13 protein-coding genes are annotated in these 18,293 nt (G+C 36.5%); 4 read left to right on the top strand and 9 right to left on the bottom strand.

Going from position 1 to position 18,293, the window contains the following annotated elements; genetic code table 11:
* The first annotated feature begins 6 nt into the window (after positions 1–6).
* Together B0A80_RS00245 and B0A80_RS00240 are read left to right on the top strand one after the other, a co-directional pair.
* On the top strand, positions 7–147 hold the full coding sequence (locus tag B0A80_RS00245; protein ID WP_070907978.1) for an SsrA-binding protein: 141 nt from the start codon (positions 7–9) through the stop codon (positions 145–147).
* An 85-nt stretch (positions 148–232) separates the two neighbouring features.
* Positions 233–1,078, top strand: a complete 846-nt coding sequence (locus B0A80_RS00240) for an EamA family transporter (RefSeq protein WP_089076019.1) — start codon at positions 233–235, stop codon at positions 1,076–1,078.
* A gap of 79 nt (positions 1,079–1,157) precedes the next feature.
* Here B0A80_RS00240 and B0A80_RS00235 read toward each other — a convergent pair whose 3' ends face one another.
* The gene (locus B0A80_RS00235; protein WP_070907976.1) at positions 1,158–1,712 is read right to left on the bottom strand and encodes a fasciclin domain-containing protein; all 555 of its coding nucleotides are present in this window, start codon (positions 1,710–1,712) and stop codon (positions 1,158–1,160) included.
* A 218-nt stretch (positions 1,713–1,930) separates the two neighbouring features.
* A complete protein-coding gene (locus B0A80_RS20670; protein WP_124020547.1) occupies positions 1,931–5,419 on the bottom strand; it encodes a patatin-like phospholipase family protein in 3,489 nt (1,162 codons plus the stop codon).
* A 257-nt stretch (positions 5,420–5,676) separates the two neighbouring features.
* Between B0A80_RS20670 and B0A80_RS00225 the strand changes: the two genes are divergently transcribed.
* Together B0A80_RS00225 and B0A80_RS00220 are read left to right on the top strand one after the other, a co-directional pair.
* A complete protein-coding gene (locus B0A80_RS00225; RefSeq protein WP_089076018.1) occupies positions 5,677–6,204 on the top strand; it encodes a biopolymer transporter ExbD in 528 nt (175 codons plus the stop codon).
* 13 nt (positions 6,205–6,217) lie between these two features.
* Complete coding sequence (locus B0A80_RS00220) at positions 6,218–6,742, top strand: ExbD/TolR family protein (protein WP_089076017.1); 525 nt, start codon at positions 6,218–6,220, stop codon at positions 6,740–6,742.
* Positions 6,743–6,850: 108 nt separating this feature from the next.
* Here the strand turns inward: B0A80_RS00220 and B0A80_RS00215 are convergent, their stop codons facing one another.
* The 7 genes from B0A80_RS00215 to B0A80_RS00185 all read right to left on the bottom strand — a co-directional run.
* Positions 6,851–9,778, bottom strand: a complete 2,928-nt coding sequence (locus B0A80_RS00215; RefSeq protein ID WP_233430675.1) for an Ig-like domain-containing protein — start codon at positions 9,776–9,778, stop codon at positions 6,851–6,853.
* Positions 9,779–10,080: 302 nt separating this feature from the next.
* A complete protein-coding gene (gene rpsA, locus B0A80_RS00210) occupies positions 10,081–11,859 on the bottom strand; it encodes a 30S ribosomal protein S1 (protein WP_017498660.1) in 1,779 nt (592 codons plus the stop codon).
* Between the two features lie 354 nt (positions 11,860–12,213).
* A complete protein-coding gene (locus tag B0A80_RS00205) occupies positions 12,214–12,885 on the bottom strand; it encodes a hypothetical protein (RefSeq protein WP_124020546.1) in 672 nt (223 codons plus the stop codon).
* 389 nt (positions 12,886–13,274) lie between these two features.
* Positions 13,275–13,697, bottom strand: a complete 423-nt coding sequence (locus B0A80_RS00200; protein WP_017498662.1) for an MgtC/SapB family protein — start codon at positions 13,695–13,697, stop codon at positions 13,275–13,277.
* Between the two features lie 285 nt (positions 13,698–13,982).
* Positions 13,983–15,932 carry an OmpA family protein gene (locus tag B0A80_RS00195; protein ID WP_089076016.1) on the bottom strand — a complete coding sequence of 650 codons (1,950 nt, stop codon included), beginning with the start codon at positions 15,930–15,932 and terminating at the stop codon, positions 13,983–13,985.
* Positions 15,933–15,934: 2 nt separating this feature from the next.
* Positions 15,935–16,843, bottom strand: a complete 909-nt coding sequence (locus tag B0A80_RS00190) for a PorP/SprF family type IX secretion system membrane protein (RefSeq protein WP_089076015.1) — start codon at positions 16,841–16,843, stop codon at positions 15,935–15,937.
* A gap of 61 nt (positions 16,844–16,904) precedes the next feature.
* Positions 16,905–18,293: T9SS type B sorting domain-containing protein (locus tag B0A80_RS00185; protein WP_165769199.1), on the bottom strand; the 1,389-nt coding region annotated here is incomplete at its 5' end.

The following is an 18,293-nucleotide window of genomic DNA, read 5'->3' as shown; positions in this document are numbered from 1 at the left end:
GCACTCATGTACAAAATTTTAGCCCGAATCAACAAAATACTGTTACCGAGTTTTACGAAACAAGGTCTGGACATTACGAAAGCAAAAAAATGGCAGATGGCCGTTATTGGTTATCGTGCTTATGTTACCAAAAGAGCTTTAGGATAGTATTCTAAAAAATCTCTTCAAAGCTCTACTAACCGTCTTTGGTTATCGGCTATATATTTGCCGTTTTTCTCTCCATTACATTTCCATGAAAAATAAAGAATTCAATATCCCCCCTGTTTACGCTGTGCTTCTGGCAATTATAAGTGTTCAGTGTGGGGCTGCCATTGCAAAAAGTTTATTCCCAACTATAGGTGCTGCGGGAACAGCTTCTTTGCGAATCGGAATTTCGGCTGTCATATTGCTTCTAGCATACAGACCCAATTTAAAAGCAGTTACTCCGAAACAATGGAGAATCGTTCTTCCATATGGTTTGACACTTGGCGCTATGAATTTAGTTTTCTATAGTGCAATAGAACGAATCCCGATTGGTCTGGCTGTGACGCTTGAATTTATAGGTCCATTACTGGTTGCTATTGTTGGTTCAAAGCGTTTGCTTGATTATTGCTGGGTAGTACTGGCAGCACTCGGAATAGTTTTAATAGCTCCGTGGTCAAATGACCAAATCGATCCTATAGGTGTTTTATTTGCTCTTTTTGCAGGTGCTTTATGGGCTGCCTATATTGTTCTGGGAGGAAAAGTTTCTAAAATTATGCATGGTGGAGAAGCTGTTGCCACCGGAATGTTATTTGGAGCCATTTTAATTCTACCGTTTGGTATCTATGAAAACGGATTGATAAATCTTACCCCTAAGCTCTTCGGGATGGGTGTTGCTCTGGCTCTTCTATCCAGTGCCATTCCATTTACACTCGAAATGAAAGCTCTGGGTCAGCTTCCTCCTCGTACTTTTAGTATTTTAATGAGTTTAGAGCCTGCTGCGGCAGCTATCTGCGCTTTTATTTTCTTGCAGGAACATTTAAATTTTTATGAAATTTTAGCCGTTATTTGTGTTGTAATTGCTTCGGCGGGATCAACTTTAACGGCAAAGCGATAAATCTTAAAAAATCAAATTCCAAATCCCAGTTTAAAAATTGGAGTTTGGAATTTGAGATTTGGAATTTGAATTCGCTATTTTATTTTTTTGGCAACAATACAGCATCAATTACATGAATTACACCATTTGACTGGTTTACATCTGCTATAGTAACTTTAGCTTTGTTTCCACTTTCGTCACTGATGTATAAATCTTTCCCTTTCATCCAGGCCGTTAAAGTTCCTCCGTTAACCGCTTTAATAACTGCTTTTCCCTTACCCTCTTTAATTGCTTTCGCAATATCGGCGGCACTCCATTTTCCTGCTGCCACATGATAGGTTAAGATGTTTTGAAGCGATTTTTTATTTTCGGGTTTCAATAATGTTTCAACAGTTCCTTTTGGTAATTTATCAAATGCTGCATTTGTTGGGGCAAAAACAGTAAACGGTCCCTTTCCTTCAAGGGTTTCTACTAATCCGGCTGCTTTTACAGCTGCTACTAATGTCGTGTGGTCTTTTGAATTAACGGCATTTTCAATAATATTTTTAGTAGGATACATTGCAGCTCCTCCAACCATTACGGTTTTTTGCGCAAATGACGAAAATCCAAATCCTAATACCAGGATTGCTACGGCTAAAAAATTTCTAGTTTTCATAATTAATATTTTAAGTTATAAGCTCATTTACGCGGTAATACTAGTTTTGGTTTTTAATACATCTTCAAAAAAACTAATATTATACTGAATATTTTTCAAAATCCGCTAAATAACAAGGCTTTAGAAATGAAATATTTTTTATAAAAAATCGAACTTCCTTCCCTTTTAATTTAAATACATTAATCTTAAATCATTATTTTTTCTGAGAATCGTTTGATTTAGGTAAGCCCCAATTCTTGTATATTTTCTATAGAATGATACCCCAACTTACGATAACTTTCAAATTGTGCTTCGTCAAAAAACTGATCTGCCGTGGACTGCTGTGGAAAATCAGGATTAGCCAGAGCGTATTCCCGTATGTCAATGGGCTCATCCCCTGTCAATGCGGCTTTTATATAGATTAACGTTCCTTTTCTTTTTATACCCGGATAAGTGATTTCTCCTTTGATGACATGCTTCTTTTTACCCTCTTCAGCAAGTTTCGTAATATCTTTAAAGTCTTCAAAAACAATCTCCACACCAAAATCAATTCGGCATCTTCTAATTGCATTGGCCAATCCTTCGCAAGCCACATCCTGATCTTGTTCGCCGTCTCCTAATATGATATGATGACAACGTCTTCTGATAAGTTCATACAATCCCATATTATCAAAATGTCCTCCGTCTGAAAGGCATACATAGTCCATATTGATGTCGGATTTTCCGGTCAAATCATGAATTAGGTACAACAAACCTCCTCTCGGATCTGAATCTTTCCATCTCTTAAGTCTCGTATTTTCAATCCACCATCCCAGGCGGACATTAAAGATTGTCAATAAAAAAGCCATAGGCGCCGAAGAATGATATCCCCAATTCGGATTTACTGCTGCCCCTGAAATAGCCATGGCTGTCCCGATAGTTGGCCCTCCTTTTTCGTTAGAAAATTTATTAGTAGGACGATAACCGTATTCATACACATGATCCACATCATACGTAGACGGGCGTGTTGGACTAAAATCATAGCCACAATACAAGGGTGTAAATACAAACGATTCTGCTTTACGATCCTGACGGTCCAATGCCGAAACAACAGTGGCATTAAGTGCGGTATTGAGAATAGGATACGGACCAAAATAACCGTCTTCAACCTTCATAGATGACAGTAATATATCATCATTTGTATCAAAGCCCGTAAATGCATTTGCAGTTTTAATGCGATCTTCTCTGCTACGGGTAGCTCCCATAAAAGCTCTTATAAGACGGTTGCGATAAAAATGATGAAGCGAAAACTCATTAACCCCAACACGCCAACTCAAGAAAAGTGTGACTAGCGCTAATCCTACTGTGGTGAGACGATTTACAAAATCGCTATTCCCTATTCTTATCAGGTTTATTATACCTGAACCAATAAGCAGTACACCAATCATGAAAATAAAGGGTACCAGTTTAACAACGATGTTTACAATACTATTCGTCTTCTTTGGATCTTCGTCACCTTTGGAAGCAAATGCTATTTTTACTCCCCAGGCCACTACGCCGGCCCAACCACCCGTAATAGGCAGCATAATCAAAGTATCTTTAGCTTTGAAACTATCCCATAAATCGGGCATTATAAATACTGCAAAGCAGATAATAACCCAGAAAAGCACAAAACGATTTATGTAACCTCCGGTTCTTCCCCACCACTCCCGACGATAATCGGGAAACATTTTGCCCAATATAGCCATCCTTGTTATTATGGCAAGAGAAAAAATTTCAAGAACAATAGGTAATCCAAGCAACAACATTACTTTATCTGAACATACTTTCGGATTGAAATTTCTAATCGGAATAAGTATCGATTCATAATTTTTCCAAAACAGATAAAGCAATATACTCAGAACAACCGCAGCAATAGCTGAAGATATTATTAATATTATGGTAAACCAATTTACAAATCGGGTTCTAGTCGTTTCATTTTTAGCTTCCTTATTTGCTTCCTTAGACGCTTTTTCTGTTACTACATTTGCTTTTCCTAACTGAATAAGATCGTATCTTTTGTGATAATTACCCAATATTGCAACAAAAATCAATGCGATAAATCCCGGAAGTGATATATTGTAAATAAACCATCCGTAAAGATCTTCATGCTTTCGGCAAATTTCGTCGATACTGATATTAAACATAAATGTGCTAACCAAAAAAGCACAAATAATCGTCCAGATTATGAGTAAATAAGGTAAAACACTTGATACCTTTGTAAGAAAGGGTATATCTAAATTAAGAATATTCCAAATTTTTGTTGCCCGTGCCACTTTCCTTTTCCGCTTAATTTTATAATAGGATCTCATGGCAAAAGCTGCAGTTAGTGCTCCGATTGAGAGCATTACAGTATTCAGCCAGAAAAACGGAATTTCATCCTTCTTCTCTAATCCTTTAAAGAATAAACCAAGTATTTCCCAGCCTTTATAAAGATCTAAAATGGTAGAAAAAACAGTTAGCAACACCAATAATAACAATACCTGATTGACAAGGGTATTCCTCAGCCACGTCATTCCGGATGTCCAAGCGTCCGGCGACATCATACCTACGTTTGGAGAAAGATAATTACTAAACATCCTAAGCCAGCGTATAGGACGGACTTCATCGGCAAAAGGGTCGGACGATTTATCCGGACATAACTGATCTGTAACTTTACTAAAAGATCCGGAGCGTTTGATCCAGGAGGTATACCAGGTACCAATATACCCACCTCCTGATACCGTAGAAATATAATCGATTTTTTCTAAAACATCCAGACTTGCCAATTTCTGGAGTATTCCAAGATTAAAGGTAGCCGAACGAATACCTCCACCCGAAAAAGCGAGACCGGTAAGCTTCATATCAATAGCTCTTGACATGGGATCGCAGACTTTCGATTCACTACTGGCTATTTTTAACAGGTTCTCATATACACTATCATCACTTGTTGTCGATGCCTGCCATTCTTCACTTCTCTTTTTACGGGCTTCCCTTATCTCATCCAGTTCATCATTAAATAAGGTTTCAAACGGCAATGGAAACTCAGTTCTGATTTTTCTTTTAGACTTATTATTGAGCAACTGTTCAAGAAGCTGTTTATCATCAGTAAGATAAGTGAGAGCCTGCTCTCCGTTTTCATTCCACCAATCCTTATGTTTTTTAGCATCATCAACATTTAGAATCTCTGAGTAATCGTACACCTTATCTTTTGCGGCATAAAATTGATAAAGACGAATCTCATATGCTGATTTATTCTGTCCTGTAATTGCCTGAACCACTTGTACCGGCATGTACCGAAGTGCTGCTGATAATTCTTTTCGTTTGCCCAAATTTTCTTTGTACAGTGCTGTCCGTATACGCTGTCTCCAAAAAAAAGGTACTCTGAATAACAACAGTTCACTTGATTCAGGTTTATCCATGTACCTCTCATCAATATTATCGGCTAGCCAACCTAAAAGATCATAGAGTATATCCAAATATATTTTTGTCAAATTCTTATCTCCATGCTTATCAGGGCTATGCCAGACTAAATCTGTTATTTCATCTATCTGTCCGGGAGTTAATTCATATATACCATATTGATTTTCATTCTCGTTCCCGAGATTCTTCCATGAATCTTTTTCTAAAAGAGCCCTAGGAAAAGTGTTCTGAGGATTACTTTTTAAAATATCCTGAAAAAGGGTCAGATAGGATATTGCTTCGGCGGTGAGATCGGTTACTATATCCATAATAAATGAGGTTTAATGATTAATAGATTAGAGGAATTAAGCTGTCAGAAAAAACAATCGATTATTCAATTGATTCTCCGTAAAATACCAGGATTTTCAGCACTTTAAAACTGTACTAAATTACATCAAAAAATTCTGTACAAAGCAGGTGGAATTACCTGTTTATGAAACATCGATCCTATTATTTAAAATCAATTTTAATCAACTGTTTTCAGTTCAATATATTTTTATAACTTTAGAATCAAAACCAATTTATTATGCAAAATCTTCCCAAAAAAATAAGAAGTAAAAAGTTAAATGCAAAAGTTGATTTAACCGCTATGGTAAGTGTTTCATTTTTGCTGATTATATTTTTTATGGTAACGATCGAATTGGCGAAACCAAAAGTTATAGTATATGATACTGGTGCAGACAGAGGTTGTTGTGATTGCCCTCCTCGCCATTATGGAGAGAATAGATCCATGACCATAATGTTAGGAAAAAACAACAAAATCATTACTTACACGGGCTTGCCATACATTCCTATTGACGCTCCCAAAGCAACAAAATATGGGAAAAATGGAATTAGAAAAGTGCTGTTTGAAAGAAATAAAAAAGTTTTAGAATATTCAGCTGCATTAGGAAAACCCGGAAGAGGAATTACAGTAATTATTAAGCCCAGCGAAAACTCAAATTATGGGAACTTAATTGATATATTGGACGAAATGGAATTGGCAAAAATTGAGACTTATGTTATTATACCAGAATTTACGCCCGAAGAAACAAAGTTATTAGCTGCAAATTAATAAATTGACTGACATGAAAAATCTACCTCAAAAAATCAGAAGTAAAAAGTTAAGTACAAAGATTGATTTAACTGCAATGGTCAGCGTTTCTTTTTTGCTGATTATCTTTTTTATGGTAACCATCGAATTGGCGAAGCCAAAAGGTATTGATCTTGATTTACCAGATTATTCAGATACATGTGGAGGAATGGGATGCATTAGAGGAAATCGTTTATACACTATTATACTGGATGATAATGATAACATAATAACCTATTCGGGTGTATTATCCTATCCTTTAGAAGCGCCTAAAGAAGTTAAATTTGGGAAAAATGGTATTAGAAAGGAAGTATTTCTAAAAAAGAAAGAAGTAAGTGATTATATGGTATCCGTAGGGAAACCAAAAAATGGCATGGTTGTTATTATTAAACCATCTAAAAAATCTAATTTCAAAAATCTCGTAGATATTTTAGATGAGATGAAAATTGCTGGTATCAATTCCTATACTATTATAAATGATTTTATGCCTGAAGAAACAAAGTTATTAGCTGCAAAATAGATTGTAAATTCGTAGTACAAAAGTTCTCGACTCCGCTCGAACTGACAAACCTGTGAAACTAAAAAAAGTCCCGCATTGCTGTGGGACTTTCTCTTTGCTCATTTATTTTTACTTTTTAACAAACTTCACTTTGAAGCTTCCTTTGTCTGATTTTACTTTTATGAAATAATTGCCCGTACTAAGATTTGAAACATCAACCGTAGAAACTGATTTCGCATTTGGAACTGATACGACCAACTGGCCAAAAATATCATAAACTTCCAACGATTGTATTTCTGCGTCTTGTTTCGTTTTAATAGTCAAAACATCTGAAACCGGATTTGGATAAAGAACAAAATAATTTGAAAACTCAAAATCTTTTACTCCTAATGTTTTAATACTTACCGTTACCGCCAAACGTGTTGAGCTTTCTACATCACCGTCCTTCGTAGCGCCATAATAGGTTTTTCCATCGACTAATGCTGTTTTTGGATCTACTACGTTTCCGCCTGTTGGGGCGTCGTACCAAACTACATTGGATTCATTCACTTTAAGATCAGCTACAGTAGGATTTTTTGAATTTAAAAATTCCTGTGTTGGATGTGTAGTCGTTGGTGCTTTTGGATCTTCTTTTAAATCAACTGTTACCGCCACACGTGTTGGACTTTCTACATCACCATCTTTCGTAGCGCCATAATAGGTTTTTCCATCGACTAATGCTGTTTTTGGATCTACTACGTTTCCGCCTGTTGGAGCGTCGTACCAAACTACATTGGATTCATTCACTTTCAGATCTGCTACAGTAGGATTTTTTGAATTTAAAAATTCCTGTGTTGGATGTGTAGTCGTTGGTGCTTTTGGATCTTCTTTTAAATCAACTGTTACCGCCACACGTGTTAGACTTTCTACATCACCGTCTTTCGTAGCGCCGTAATAGGTTTTTCCATCGACTAATGCTGTTTTTGGATCTACTACGTTTCCGCCTGTTGGGGCGTCGTACCAAACTACATTGGATTCATTCACTTTAAGATCAGCTACTGTAGGATTCTTGGTTTTCAAAAAGTCCTGCGCCGTGTCGTCTGTTGTTGGTGCTTTTGGATCTTCTTTTAGACTCACTTTTATCTCCACACGTGTTGAGCTTTCTACATCACCGTCTTTCGTAGCGCCGTAATAGGTTTTTCCATCAACTAATGCTGTTTTTGGATCTACTACGTTTCCGCCTGTTGGGGCGTCGTACCAAACTACATTGGATTCATTCACTTTCAGATCAGCTACAGTAGGATTCTTGGTTTTCAAAAAGTCCTGCGTTGTGTTGTCTGTTGTTGGTGTTTTTGGATCTTCTTTAAGTTTTACAGTTACTGCCAAACGTGTTGGGCTTTCGCAAGTTCCTATTTTTAGCGAACCATAATATGTTGTCCCGTCTGTCAATATAGTTGTTGAAGGTACAACATTACCTGCTTTCGCCGCATCGGACCAAGTAACACCTGTTTCATTGGTCACCAGACTTGCTACAGTAGCATTCCTACTTTTGTAAAATTCCTGACTTGCTGTTCCTGTTGGCGTTTGCGGATCGCTGATCGTTACTGTTACTGCCAATCTTGTTGGGCTCTCACAAGTGCCTAATCTTAAAGAACCGTAATAGATTGTTCCGTTTACCAAAGCTGTTGTTGAACTCACTACATTTCCGCCAATAGCGGCATCGTACCAAGTCACTCCACTCTCATTGGTTTGTAAACTTGCCACGGTAGCATTGGCAGATTTACAGAATTCCTGGCTTGCAGTCCCCGTTGGTGCCGCAGGATTATTAATAGTTGCTGTAACTTCTAAGCGTGTTGTACTCTCACAGCCATTTACGGTTTGTGAAGCATAATAAATCGTTCCGTTAGTTAAAGCTGTACTTGATGTTACAACATTACCTCCTATAGCTGCATCGTACCATTTTATAGCGGTTCCTGTGACTGATAAACTCGCTACTGTAGCATTAGTACTAGCACAAAAGGTTTGTGATGTGTTACCTGTGGGTCCTTGAGTATCATTAATCGTAACTGTTACGACAAAACCTGGACTCTGGCAAACTCCACTGGTACTATTATTATATAAAAACCCAACATACGAACTACCGTTTTCTAAAGCCGTTGTTGAAGCAAGAACATTTCCATAACCACTACCTTTTTTTTTGCTCCATATTACACCAGTTTCGTTGGTTATCAAATTCGCCACAGTAGGGTTGTCCGATTTACAGAATTCCTGCGTTGCTGCTCCGGTGGGAGAATTTGGACTCTCAATAACTTCTACTGTTACGGGTAATCGCGTTAAGCTCTCACAAGATCCACTTTTGTACGAAGCATAATAGGTGCTGCCACTGGTAATGACTGTATTATTAGCTAATATATTACCATCAGTTAATGCATCGTACCATACTACTGTATAATAACGAGAAACAGATATATTGCTTAACATATTGGTATATATTGCACAGAATGACTGGAATGAATCACCTGTTGGCGTTCCAAGATTAAAAATAGCCGCCGTTACCGCCAAGCGTATTGTACTCTCGCAACCGTTTACGGTTTGCGAAGCATAATAAATCGTTCCATTGGTTAAGGCTGTGCTTGCTGAAACCATATTACCTCCTGTTGCTCCATCGTACCATTTAATAGCGGTTCCTGTGGCTGATAAACTTGCTACAGTAGGACTACTACTTGCACAAAATAACTGTCTGGCTGTGCCCGTTGGGGCCGCTGGATTATTAATGGTTGCTGTAACTGCCAAGCGTGTTGTACTTTCATGACCATTTACCGTTTGCGAAGCATAATAAATACTTCCATTGATTAAGGCTGTAGTTGCAGAAACTATATTTCCTGCTGTCGCTGCATCGTACCATTTTATAGCAGTTCCTGTAGCTAATAAACTCGTCACCGTAGGATTACTACTTGCACAAAACCATTGTGATGTAAGACCCGTTGGTGCCGCAGGATCAGTTGCGGTCTGGCCATGTCCTGTAAGAGACAACAAGCACAACAAAACAATAATAATTTTAAGTAATCTACTTTTCATTTTCTCTGCATTTTAAGTTTTTCATAATTTTTCCATTTCTAATGAGTAAAAAAACACTCCATTATTGTAAGAATATTACGTAAAAATAGTTACAGAAAAAACTTCTTTGAGCTACTTGTAATAACTGGTAAAAACACTGTAATAAATGATCGTTTAGGGTTCTATTTGCAAAATTACTGTCGGGAAAAAAAATATAAATTCCCCATAAAAGAGTTCTCGACTCCGCTCGAACTGACCAAACCTATGAAACAAAAAAAAGTCCCACATTGCTGTGGGACTTTCTATTTAGAGGAAACTAAGAATTATTTTTTCTCCGTTTTTTCCATTTTAGCTTTTAAAGCAGCTAATACATCATTGTTATCTCCTAAAGTTGCAGCTGGTGCATTTGTAGTAGATGCAGATGAAGTATTTTCAGTTGCAGCTTTCACGTTTTTCTCTTCTTCTTCACGGAAGATAGCAGTGTGAGAAGCAACTACTCTTTTGAATTCTTTGTTGAATTCGATTACTTTGAAATCAGCAGTATCACCTTTTTTCAATTTCTTTCCGTCTTCTTTTTCAAGGTGACGAGTTGGAATGAAAGCAACGATATCATCTCCGAATTCTACAGTAGCTCCTTTGTCAACGATTTCAGAAATTTCACCATTGTGGATAGTTCCTACAGCGAAAGAATCTTCGTATTGATCCCAAGGATTAGCAGTAGTTTGTTTGTGACCTAAAGATAATTTACGTCCTTCAACATCTAATTCTAATACAACTACATCAAGTTTTTCACCAACGTTTACAAACTCAGATGGGTGTTTGATTTTCTTAGTCCAAGAAAGGTCAGAAATGTAGATTAATCCATCAATTCCTTCTTCTAATTCTACGAAAATACCAAAGTTTGTAAAGTTTCTAACGATACCTGTATGTTTAGAACCTACCGGGTATTTAGAAGTAATGTCAGTCCATGGATCTTGAGTCAATTGTTTGATACCTAATGACATCTTACGATCGTCTCTGTCTAAAGTTAAGATAACTGCTTCAACAACATCTCCAACTTTCACGAAGTCCTGAGCAGAACGTAAGTGAGTAGACCATGACATTTCAGAAACGTGGATTAAACCTTCAACACCTTCAGCAACTTCGATGAAAGCACCGTAATCAGCGATTACAACTACTTTACCTTTTACTTTATCACCAATTGTTAAGTTAGCATCTAAAGCATCCCATGGGTGAGCGTTTAATTGTTTCAATCCTAATTGAATTCTTGTTTTCTCATCATCGAAATCAAGGATTACAACGTTTAATTTTTGGTCTAATTCAAGAACTTCACTTGGGTGGTTGATTCTGCTCCAAGAAAGGTCAGTAATGTGAATTAATCCGTCAACACCACCTAAGTCAATGAACACACCATAAGAAGTAATGTTTTTAACAACACCTTCTAATACTTGTCCTTTTTGTAATTGACCGATGATTTCTTTTTTCTGTACTTCGATATCAGCCTCGATAAGTGCTTTATGAGATACAACAACGTTTTTGAATTCGTGGTTAATTTTTACCACTTTGAATTCCATCATTTTGTTTACATATACATCGTAGTCTCTAATTGGCTTAACGTCAATTTGAGATCCAGGTAAGAAAGCTTCAATACCAAAAACGTCAACGATCATACCACCTTTAGTTCTGCATTTTACAAAACCATTAACGATTTCACCTGTTTCGTTTGCAGCAATAACTCTATCCCATGATTTAATAGTACGAGCTTTTCTGTGAGATAATACTAATTGACCTGTTTTGTCCTCACGGATGTCGATTAATACTTCTACTTTGTCACCTACTTTTAAGTTTGGGTTGTAACGGAATTCGTTTAAAGAAATAACACCTTCCGATTTTGCGTTGATATCAACGATAACGTCTCTATCTGTAATTCTAACAACTACACCTTCTACTACTTCTTCCTGATCTGTAGCGATGAAAGTTTTTGAAACTAGTTCTTCGAATTCTAATAAGTTTTTCTCATCAACTGCATCAATTCCTTCTTGGAAGTTATGCCAGTTAAAATTTGCTAAAAACTCTTCTTGTGATTTTAATTGTTCAGACATGCTGATAAAAAATTTGTATTCTGTTTCTCTCGAGTTTCATAAAGCAGTAGAAAATACAGAAGTTGTTTTACATAAATAGTTGATACCTAAAGGAAACTCTTCTTTGCCAAAAGGACTGCAAAATTAATACATTTATTTGTAATAGCAAAACAAAAGTGTGTTAGATGTTAATTGATAATTGATAATTGATAATGGTTAATGGTTAATTGATAATTAATAATGGTCCTGTCTTTCAGTTTGCATTTCACATCTAACGTTTCACGGATATACAAATCATTTATAAAAATATACCCGACAGGTTTTAAAACCTGTCGGGTATGATATAATTATTAGATTCTTATGAATTGGCTTTACTTAAAATGTTGAGGTTAAATTTGTATTTTGGCTTTTGGCCAGTAGAATATCAAGTTTCAGAACGGTAAGTCTTCCGCTGTTGTCGATAAAATTAAGGGTTTCTTTTCCTGCATTCAATGAAACTGTTTTTGGGTAATTAAAGTTGGGTACTAACTGAGGAAGATTAATCACAACCTTTTCTCCTACACTATTCTTATATTTTAAAACACCGCTCTTGTTTTCAAATACTGCCTCATAAAAGGTTTCGTCACTTGTTGTCATTGAAAGCCACATCGATCCATTATAATAGTACACATCTTTTGTAGAATAGTCAAAAAAGAGATCTCCTGCTTTTCCATTATCTTTTGGCAAACCGTTTTCTTCGGTCAGGTTTTTCAAATTGTTCCATTTATTTTCGTACCAATAATAATAACCCGGTAAAATTTCCTGATTTTTTGCTGTATTAAAAACCAAAATAAATTTGGTATCTCTGCCTACAACCGTAGACTTGTCAAATCTGCTTTTTAATATTGTTCGTGGTATCATTATTTCTTTACTTTTACAAATTAGATCTAAATGTGATGCTATAACAGACATTTCTTTATGTGTGTCTATCCGGTGTTTTGGGGCACCTGTCTGGCACATTACGACTGCCGGAACTAACCAAATAATACTCCAAATTATCTTCCTCATATTTACTCCATCTTTAAATTCAAACACAAATTTAATACACTCATTTACTGCTAATTATCCATAATTAACAAGCAGCAGTAATGATGTAATAAATAGTACTTTGTTTGGAATAAGTGGTGAGGAGAGGGAGTTTTAATTATGAATTATGTTCACTGTGAAATGTAAAATACGAGATGTGATTTCCGGAATGTATATACTGCAGAATTAAGTTGCGCTTACTGTGAAACGTAGGATGTGTAAACTGTAAACTGAGACTGAAAACTATAAACTATCTGATGTGCTGTTTTTAATCACGAAGTGTGCAAAAATTATCATGAGGTAACACGATCTGGCACATTTTACATTTTACAGCTTGCATTTTAAATCTAACAAACAGTTAAGATTGGTCTTTATTTTCGATTTCGAAGCCATCTTTCGATTGGTTCGAGAACTGTGTTGACAATTGTAACCAGGAATGTACAAATTAGCGCTTCTATGAAATAACCTGATGCGGCAATACAGCCAATAGCAGCACTGCACCATATGGTTGCTGCAGAATTCAAACCGTGTACATTGGGTCCTTCCCTAAATATAACTCCGGCGCCTAAAAAACCAACTCCCATAACGACCTGAGCCGTAATACGGGTTACATCGATATTGGGTGCTGTCGCAGCCACTTTAATCGATAATAAAACGAATGCCGCTGCTCCTGTTGCTACCAGCATATTGGTTTTTAAACCGGTTTCTTTGTGGTGCCACTGTCTTTCGAAACCAATAATTAGTCCGGCGAAGAGTGCAATTATAAGTCGGGTTAGAAATTCTGTTGTACTCAATGTTATTGTTTTTTATATTAGATACCGTTGGGTTTATATTTTCACGCAGATTGCTTCGCCTGTTCGCTATTGCTCGGGTCTGCAGATTTAGCAGATTTTTTTCTGTTTAATCTTTTCTCTAAATTATTTAATAGAATAAATTTAAGAAATTAAATACAATCATTTTTTATCTGTATCATTAAAAAATAAATCTCATTGCACTTCACAAAAAAAGCTGCAAGATTACCTTGCAGCTTTTCATAACAATTTAATTAACTCAACTTCATTAAAAAAGCTAACTCTTTATTACATCGAAACAATAATGAACTCACTTCTTCGATTTGCCTGATGTTCTTCTGTAGTACATTTTACACCATCAGCACATTTATTCAGTAATTGTGTTTCTCCGTATCCTTTTCCGGTAATGCGATCAGCAGCTATTCCTTTTTTAACAAGCCATGCCACTGTTGCTTTAGCCCTTCTGTCGGATAGTTTTTCATTGTACGCATGTGTTTGTCTGCTGTCTGTGTGCGAGCGAACATCAATTTTCATGCTTGGATTTTGAATCATCACCTGACGGATTTTCTCTAACTCAATAGCGGCTTCTTTTCGAACAATCGATTTACCTAAATCGAAGTAAATCATTTTTATGTGTAAAATTTTCGCCAAATCATCACCAACAATCAATTTTTCAATCGTTTTTTCGACCACTTTTTGAGGCGTTTTTTTCAAAGGCAGTGTCAAACTTGTTTTATCGATCGCTTTAGGCAATTCATTAGTGTCATAATCTTGTCTTGCAGCGCGAACAAAGTATTCTTTATTGCAGTTTACTTTAAAACTATACTTCCCATCGGCTTTGGTTATTACCTCTCCTATTATCTGAAGCTGATTGTCCAGTAAATTTACTTTTGCATTCTCTAATACCAAATTTGTTTCGGCATCTATAACAGTTCCTGATAAAATCTCCTCACAAGGCAATTTTCTGGTTTCCGAAAAACGATAAACGTCATCATAACCATGTCCTCCATCTCTATTGGAGGAGAAAAAACCGGTTCTGCTTTTACTGTCCATTATAAAACCAAAATCATCCACTTTTGTATTTATAGGAGCTCCAACATTCTGAACTTCGCTAAAAGTCAAATCATTTTTAATAGTCGAAACATAGACATCAAGTCCTCCTAATCCCGGACGTCCGTCGCTGGCAAAATACAATTCATTGTCTCCTGATATAAAAGGAAAAGTTTCTCTTCCCTCAGTATTAATTGCGGCTCCCAGGTTTTCAGGTTTACCAAAACTGCCATCCGTATTAATCGTCACACTATACAAATCTGATTGTCCAAAAGTACCCGGCATGTCTGAAGCAAAGTATAACTTTTTTTCATCTACACTTAATGTCGGATGTGCCACACTGTATTGATCACTGTTAAAAGGCAATTCAACAATATTCGTCCATTTACCTTTTATGTAACTTGCCTTATACAATTTTAACAAAGTGACCTTCTTGTCGTCTGTCCCTTTTGTACCGTTTAGAAAATTGTTTCTGGTAAAATACATCGTTAATCCGTCTTTTGTAAAAACAGGAGTCGATTCATTAAATTTTGAATTAATCTTATTCTCAAAACGTTTCGGAATTCCTACACTACCATCGGCGTTTAATTCTGCCGAATAAAGATTTGTAAACGATTTATTGGTCCATTTAAATTTTGCTTTGGCAACTCCGCCCGTGTCTCTGGCAGACGCAAATACCAATTTATTATCTAAAAAAGAACTTCCATAATCTGAGTATCTTGAATTAATTCCGGCATCGGCTATTTCAAATCTCCCTGAATTGTTTTTTATCTGCTCTAAATAATTTTTATTCTTTTCAAATAACAATCCTCTTTTATCAGTACTTGCTTTTTGGTTGAAAAGCTCTAATATTTTATCGGCTTTGGTATAATTTCCAGTTGCTTTTAGGGTTTGAGCATATCGGTAATAATACTCAAATTCCTGTTGATCATTCATTCCGAAAAGAGCTTTGTACCATTTTAATGCCCTCACCAACTCGCCATTAAAATAATAGGCGTTACCCAATCGTTGGAGCATTTTTTCCTCTTTATATCCTTTTTCTGCTACCTTTTCGTAAGTAGCAATTGCATCTATGTAAGCATACTGATTGTAATTTTTATCAGCTTTGTCTAAACCTGACTTTTGTGCCATTCCGCTAAAAAAAACGGAAGACAGAAAGACTGTATATGCTATTTTTTTTATTTTCATAATTAGAAGAATCTAGGTGAAGTTATTCGGCTGTAATTTTTTAAGAATTCAAAACGCAGAAATATCTCATGCGACCCTGAGTTGTAGTTTACCAATCGGGTTGTTTCGCGATCGTAGGAATACCCTACATACATACTATCGGTTATCTGAAATCCTGCCAAAGCACTAAAAGAGGCGCTCCATCTGTAAGCTACTCCGACCACAAATTTATCGTTGAACATAAAATTTGCCGATGCGTCTACTTGTAATGGTGAACCTTCTACCATTTTAGTCATTAAAGCCGGCTTGAATTTTATCGTTTCATAACGATTTAGATTAAATACATAACCCGCTATGAAATAATAGTTAATACGGTCTTTATAGATGGAATAATCGTTATCGTCAAAGCGGGTAGTTTGAATAAAATTAGGAACGGATAATCCCACATAAGCTTTATCCGTATGCCAGTAAACTCCGGCTCCGATATTTGGAGCGAATTTATTCTGAAAATCCTGAAACTGGGTATCTCCCTGATGTTCCGGGTTTAACTTTGTAGGATCCAGCTTAAATATATTGGCAGAACCTTTAATACCAAAAGAAAGTTTAGCGGTTGCTGATGTTTGTATGGAGTAAGAGAAATCAGCTGATATATTGTTTTCATTTGTTGGTCCGATTTTATCATTGACTAACGATACTCCTAATCCTACATTATTGTTTATTGGTGTGTTTAACGAAAAACTGCTGGTTTCGGGTGCTCCATCCAATCCAACCCACTGGGTGCGATACAATCCGAAAATACTCATAGCTCCGCGAGAACCGGCATAAGCGGGATTTATATTGATGGTATTATACATGTATTGTGTAAACTGCGCATCTTGCTGGGCAAAACCTGCGGTAGAACAAAACAATAAAACTAAAACTAATTTTTTCATTTATTTTATTTTTAAAGAATGGCTTAGCCTATTGACTAAGCCATTTTATTAGTACAGAATATTATTTGGTCAGGTATAAATACCCCGCCTCCTGATGTGGATTGGATTGGTTGTCTTTGTATTTAATGATATAATAATAAGTTCCTTCCGGTAATCCATCTGAATCTTTGATTGTAACACGTCCTTCAGAAATACCTCTAAAAACAATATCATTATTATTGTAATGATCACGATCAAAAACCAAAACTCCCCAACGGTTGAAAATCTGAACCGTATTGTCAGGATAACATTCTAATCCCTGGATATAAAATCTCTCGTTCTTACTGTCTCCATTTATAGAAACTGCATTGAATACTTTAATTACACAACTTTGTAGCGATAAAACAGTTGGTTTATCCCCCAATACACTACTATCATCTGATTTGTCTTTTACCTCAATATGATCAGGACTTGTTCCAAAAACTTCGGCTTGATTCGATATACTTCCCGAATTAATATCAGCTTGTACGATCGAATAAGTTCCTGTAAAAGAAGTATTATCCTCTTCTCCCACAGCTAAATTTATTGGGCCACCGGTCATAGTAATTCCAGTTAACGGGTCTACTATATAAACATTAGTCAACGCTACATTTCCTGTATTGGTTACGGTGAAATTATACGTAATAGTCTCCCCTACTTTTGCATTACTGTCACCATCTTCATCATTGAAATGTGCCGTTTTCACTACAGCAATACTTGGTCTTGATACAAATAGGGTTACCGTTGCAGCATCACAATTTGAAAGATTTGATTTTTCACAAATACTGTACGTTAATGTATAGGTACCTCCCGGTGTATTAGCCGGAACACTTATTGTTCCTGTGGCAGTGTCAATTACCGGAACTGCTGCTCCAGGTGTTTTTGGAACTGCCGGTGTTGTCACTTTTAAATCAACCAGACTAATCACAACTGGTACGCCATTTAAAGTATCCGAATTTGGATTACCAACTAGTACATTCCCTGCATTTGGTGTTCCTGTTATTCCATTTACGTTTGGAATATTATCATCATTTGCAATTATTGATGTCCCTGCAATTGCCGTTACTTTGATTTCATCTGAAACCGTCGCACAAGTTGTCGGAGTTAGTTTGTCACATAACTCATACACTACATTATAAGTTCCCGGTGTGGTTCCTGCCGCAACACTTACTTTTCCGGTTAACGGATCTAAAGTAATTCCTGTTGGCCATGTTCCTGATACCGCAACTGTAGCATTTCCTGTAGTTCCTAATACTGCCGGAACTCCATTTACTTTATCGTTGCTTGCAATGTTTGTGAAAACAGTTCCTCCTGTTGATGCAATAGTTCCGTTTTCGAATATTGGCTCTACCACTGGAGTTACTTTGATTTCATCTGAAACCGTCGCACAAGTTACCGGACTTAGTTTGTCGCATAACTCATACACTACATT

Source organism: Flavobacterium tructae (assembly GCF_002217475.1).
GTDB lineage: Bacteria > Bacteroidota > Bacteroidia > Flavobacteriales > Flavobacteriaceae > Flavobacterium > Flavobacterium tructae.
Note: the sequence above shows the minus strand (reverse complement) of the source record. Positions and strands in the feature narration are given on the sequence as shown.

Bases quoted from the DNA above. Each gene is read 5' to 3' on its own strand.
- B0A80_RS00190 (WP_089076015.1), bottom strand. From the start codon at position 16,843: ATGAAAAAATTAGTTTTAGTTTTATTGTTTTGTTCTACCGCAGGTTTT.
- B0A80_RS00195 (WP_089076016.1), bottom strand. From the start codon at position 15,932: ATGAAAATAAAAAAAATAGCATATACAGTCTTTCTGTCTTCCGTTTTT.
- B0A80_RS00215 (WP_233430675.1), bottom strand. From the start codon at position 9,778: ATGAAAAGTAGATTACTTAAAATTATTATTGTTTTGTTGTGCTTGTTG.
- B0A80_RS00220 (WP_089076017.1), top strand. From the start codon at position 6,218: ATGAAAAATCTACCTCAAAAAATCAGAAGTAAAAAGTTAAGTACAAAG.
- B0A80_RS00245 (WP_070907978.1), top strand. From the start codon at position 7: ATGTACAAAATTTTAGCCCGAATCAACAAAATACTGTTACCGAGTTTT.
- rpsA (WP_017498660.1), bottom strand. From the start codon at position 11,859: ATGTCTGAACAATTAAAATCACAAGAAGAGTTTTTAGCAAATTTTAAC.
- B0A80_RS00205 (WP_124020546.1), bottom strand. From the start codon at position 12,885: ATGAGGAAGATAATTTGGAGTATTATTTGGTTAGTTCCGGCAGTCGTA.
- B0A80_RS20670 (WP_124020547.1), bottom strand. From the start codon at position 5,419: ATGGATATAGTAACCGATCTCACCGCCGAAGCAATATCCTATCTGACC.
- B0A80_RS00225 (WP_089076018.1), top strand. From the start codon at position 5,677: ATGCAAAATCTTCCCAAAAAAATAAGAAGTAAAAAGTTAAATGCAAAA.
- B0A80_RS00235 (WP_070907976.1), bottom strand. From the start codon at position 1,712: ATGAAAACTAGAAATTTTTTAGCCGTAGCAATCCTGGTATTAGGATTT.
- B0A80_RS00240 (WP_089076019.1), top strand. From the start codon at position 233: ATGAAAAATAAAGAATTCAATATCCCCCCTGTTTACGCTGTGCTTCTG.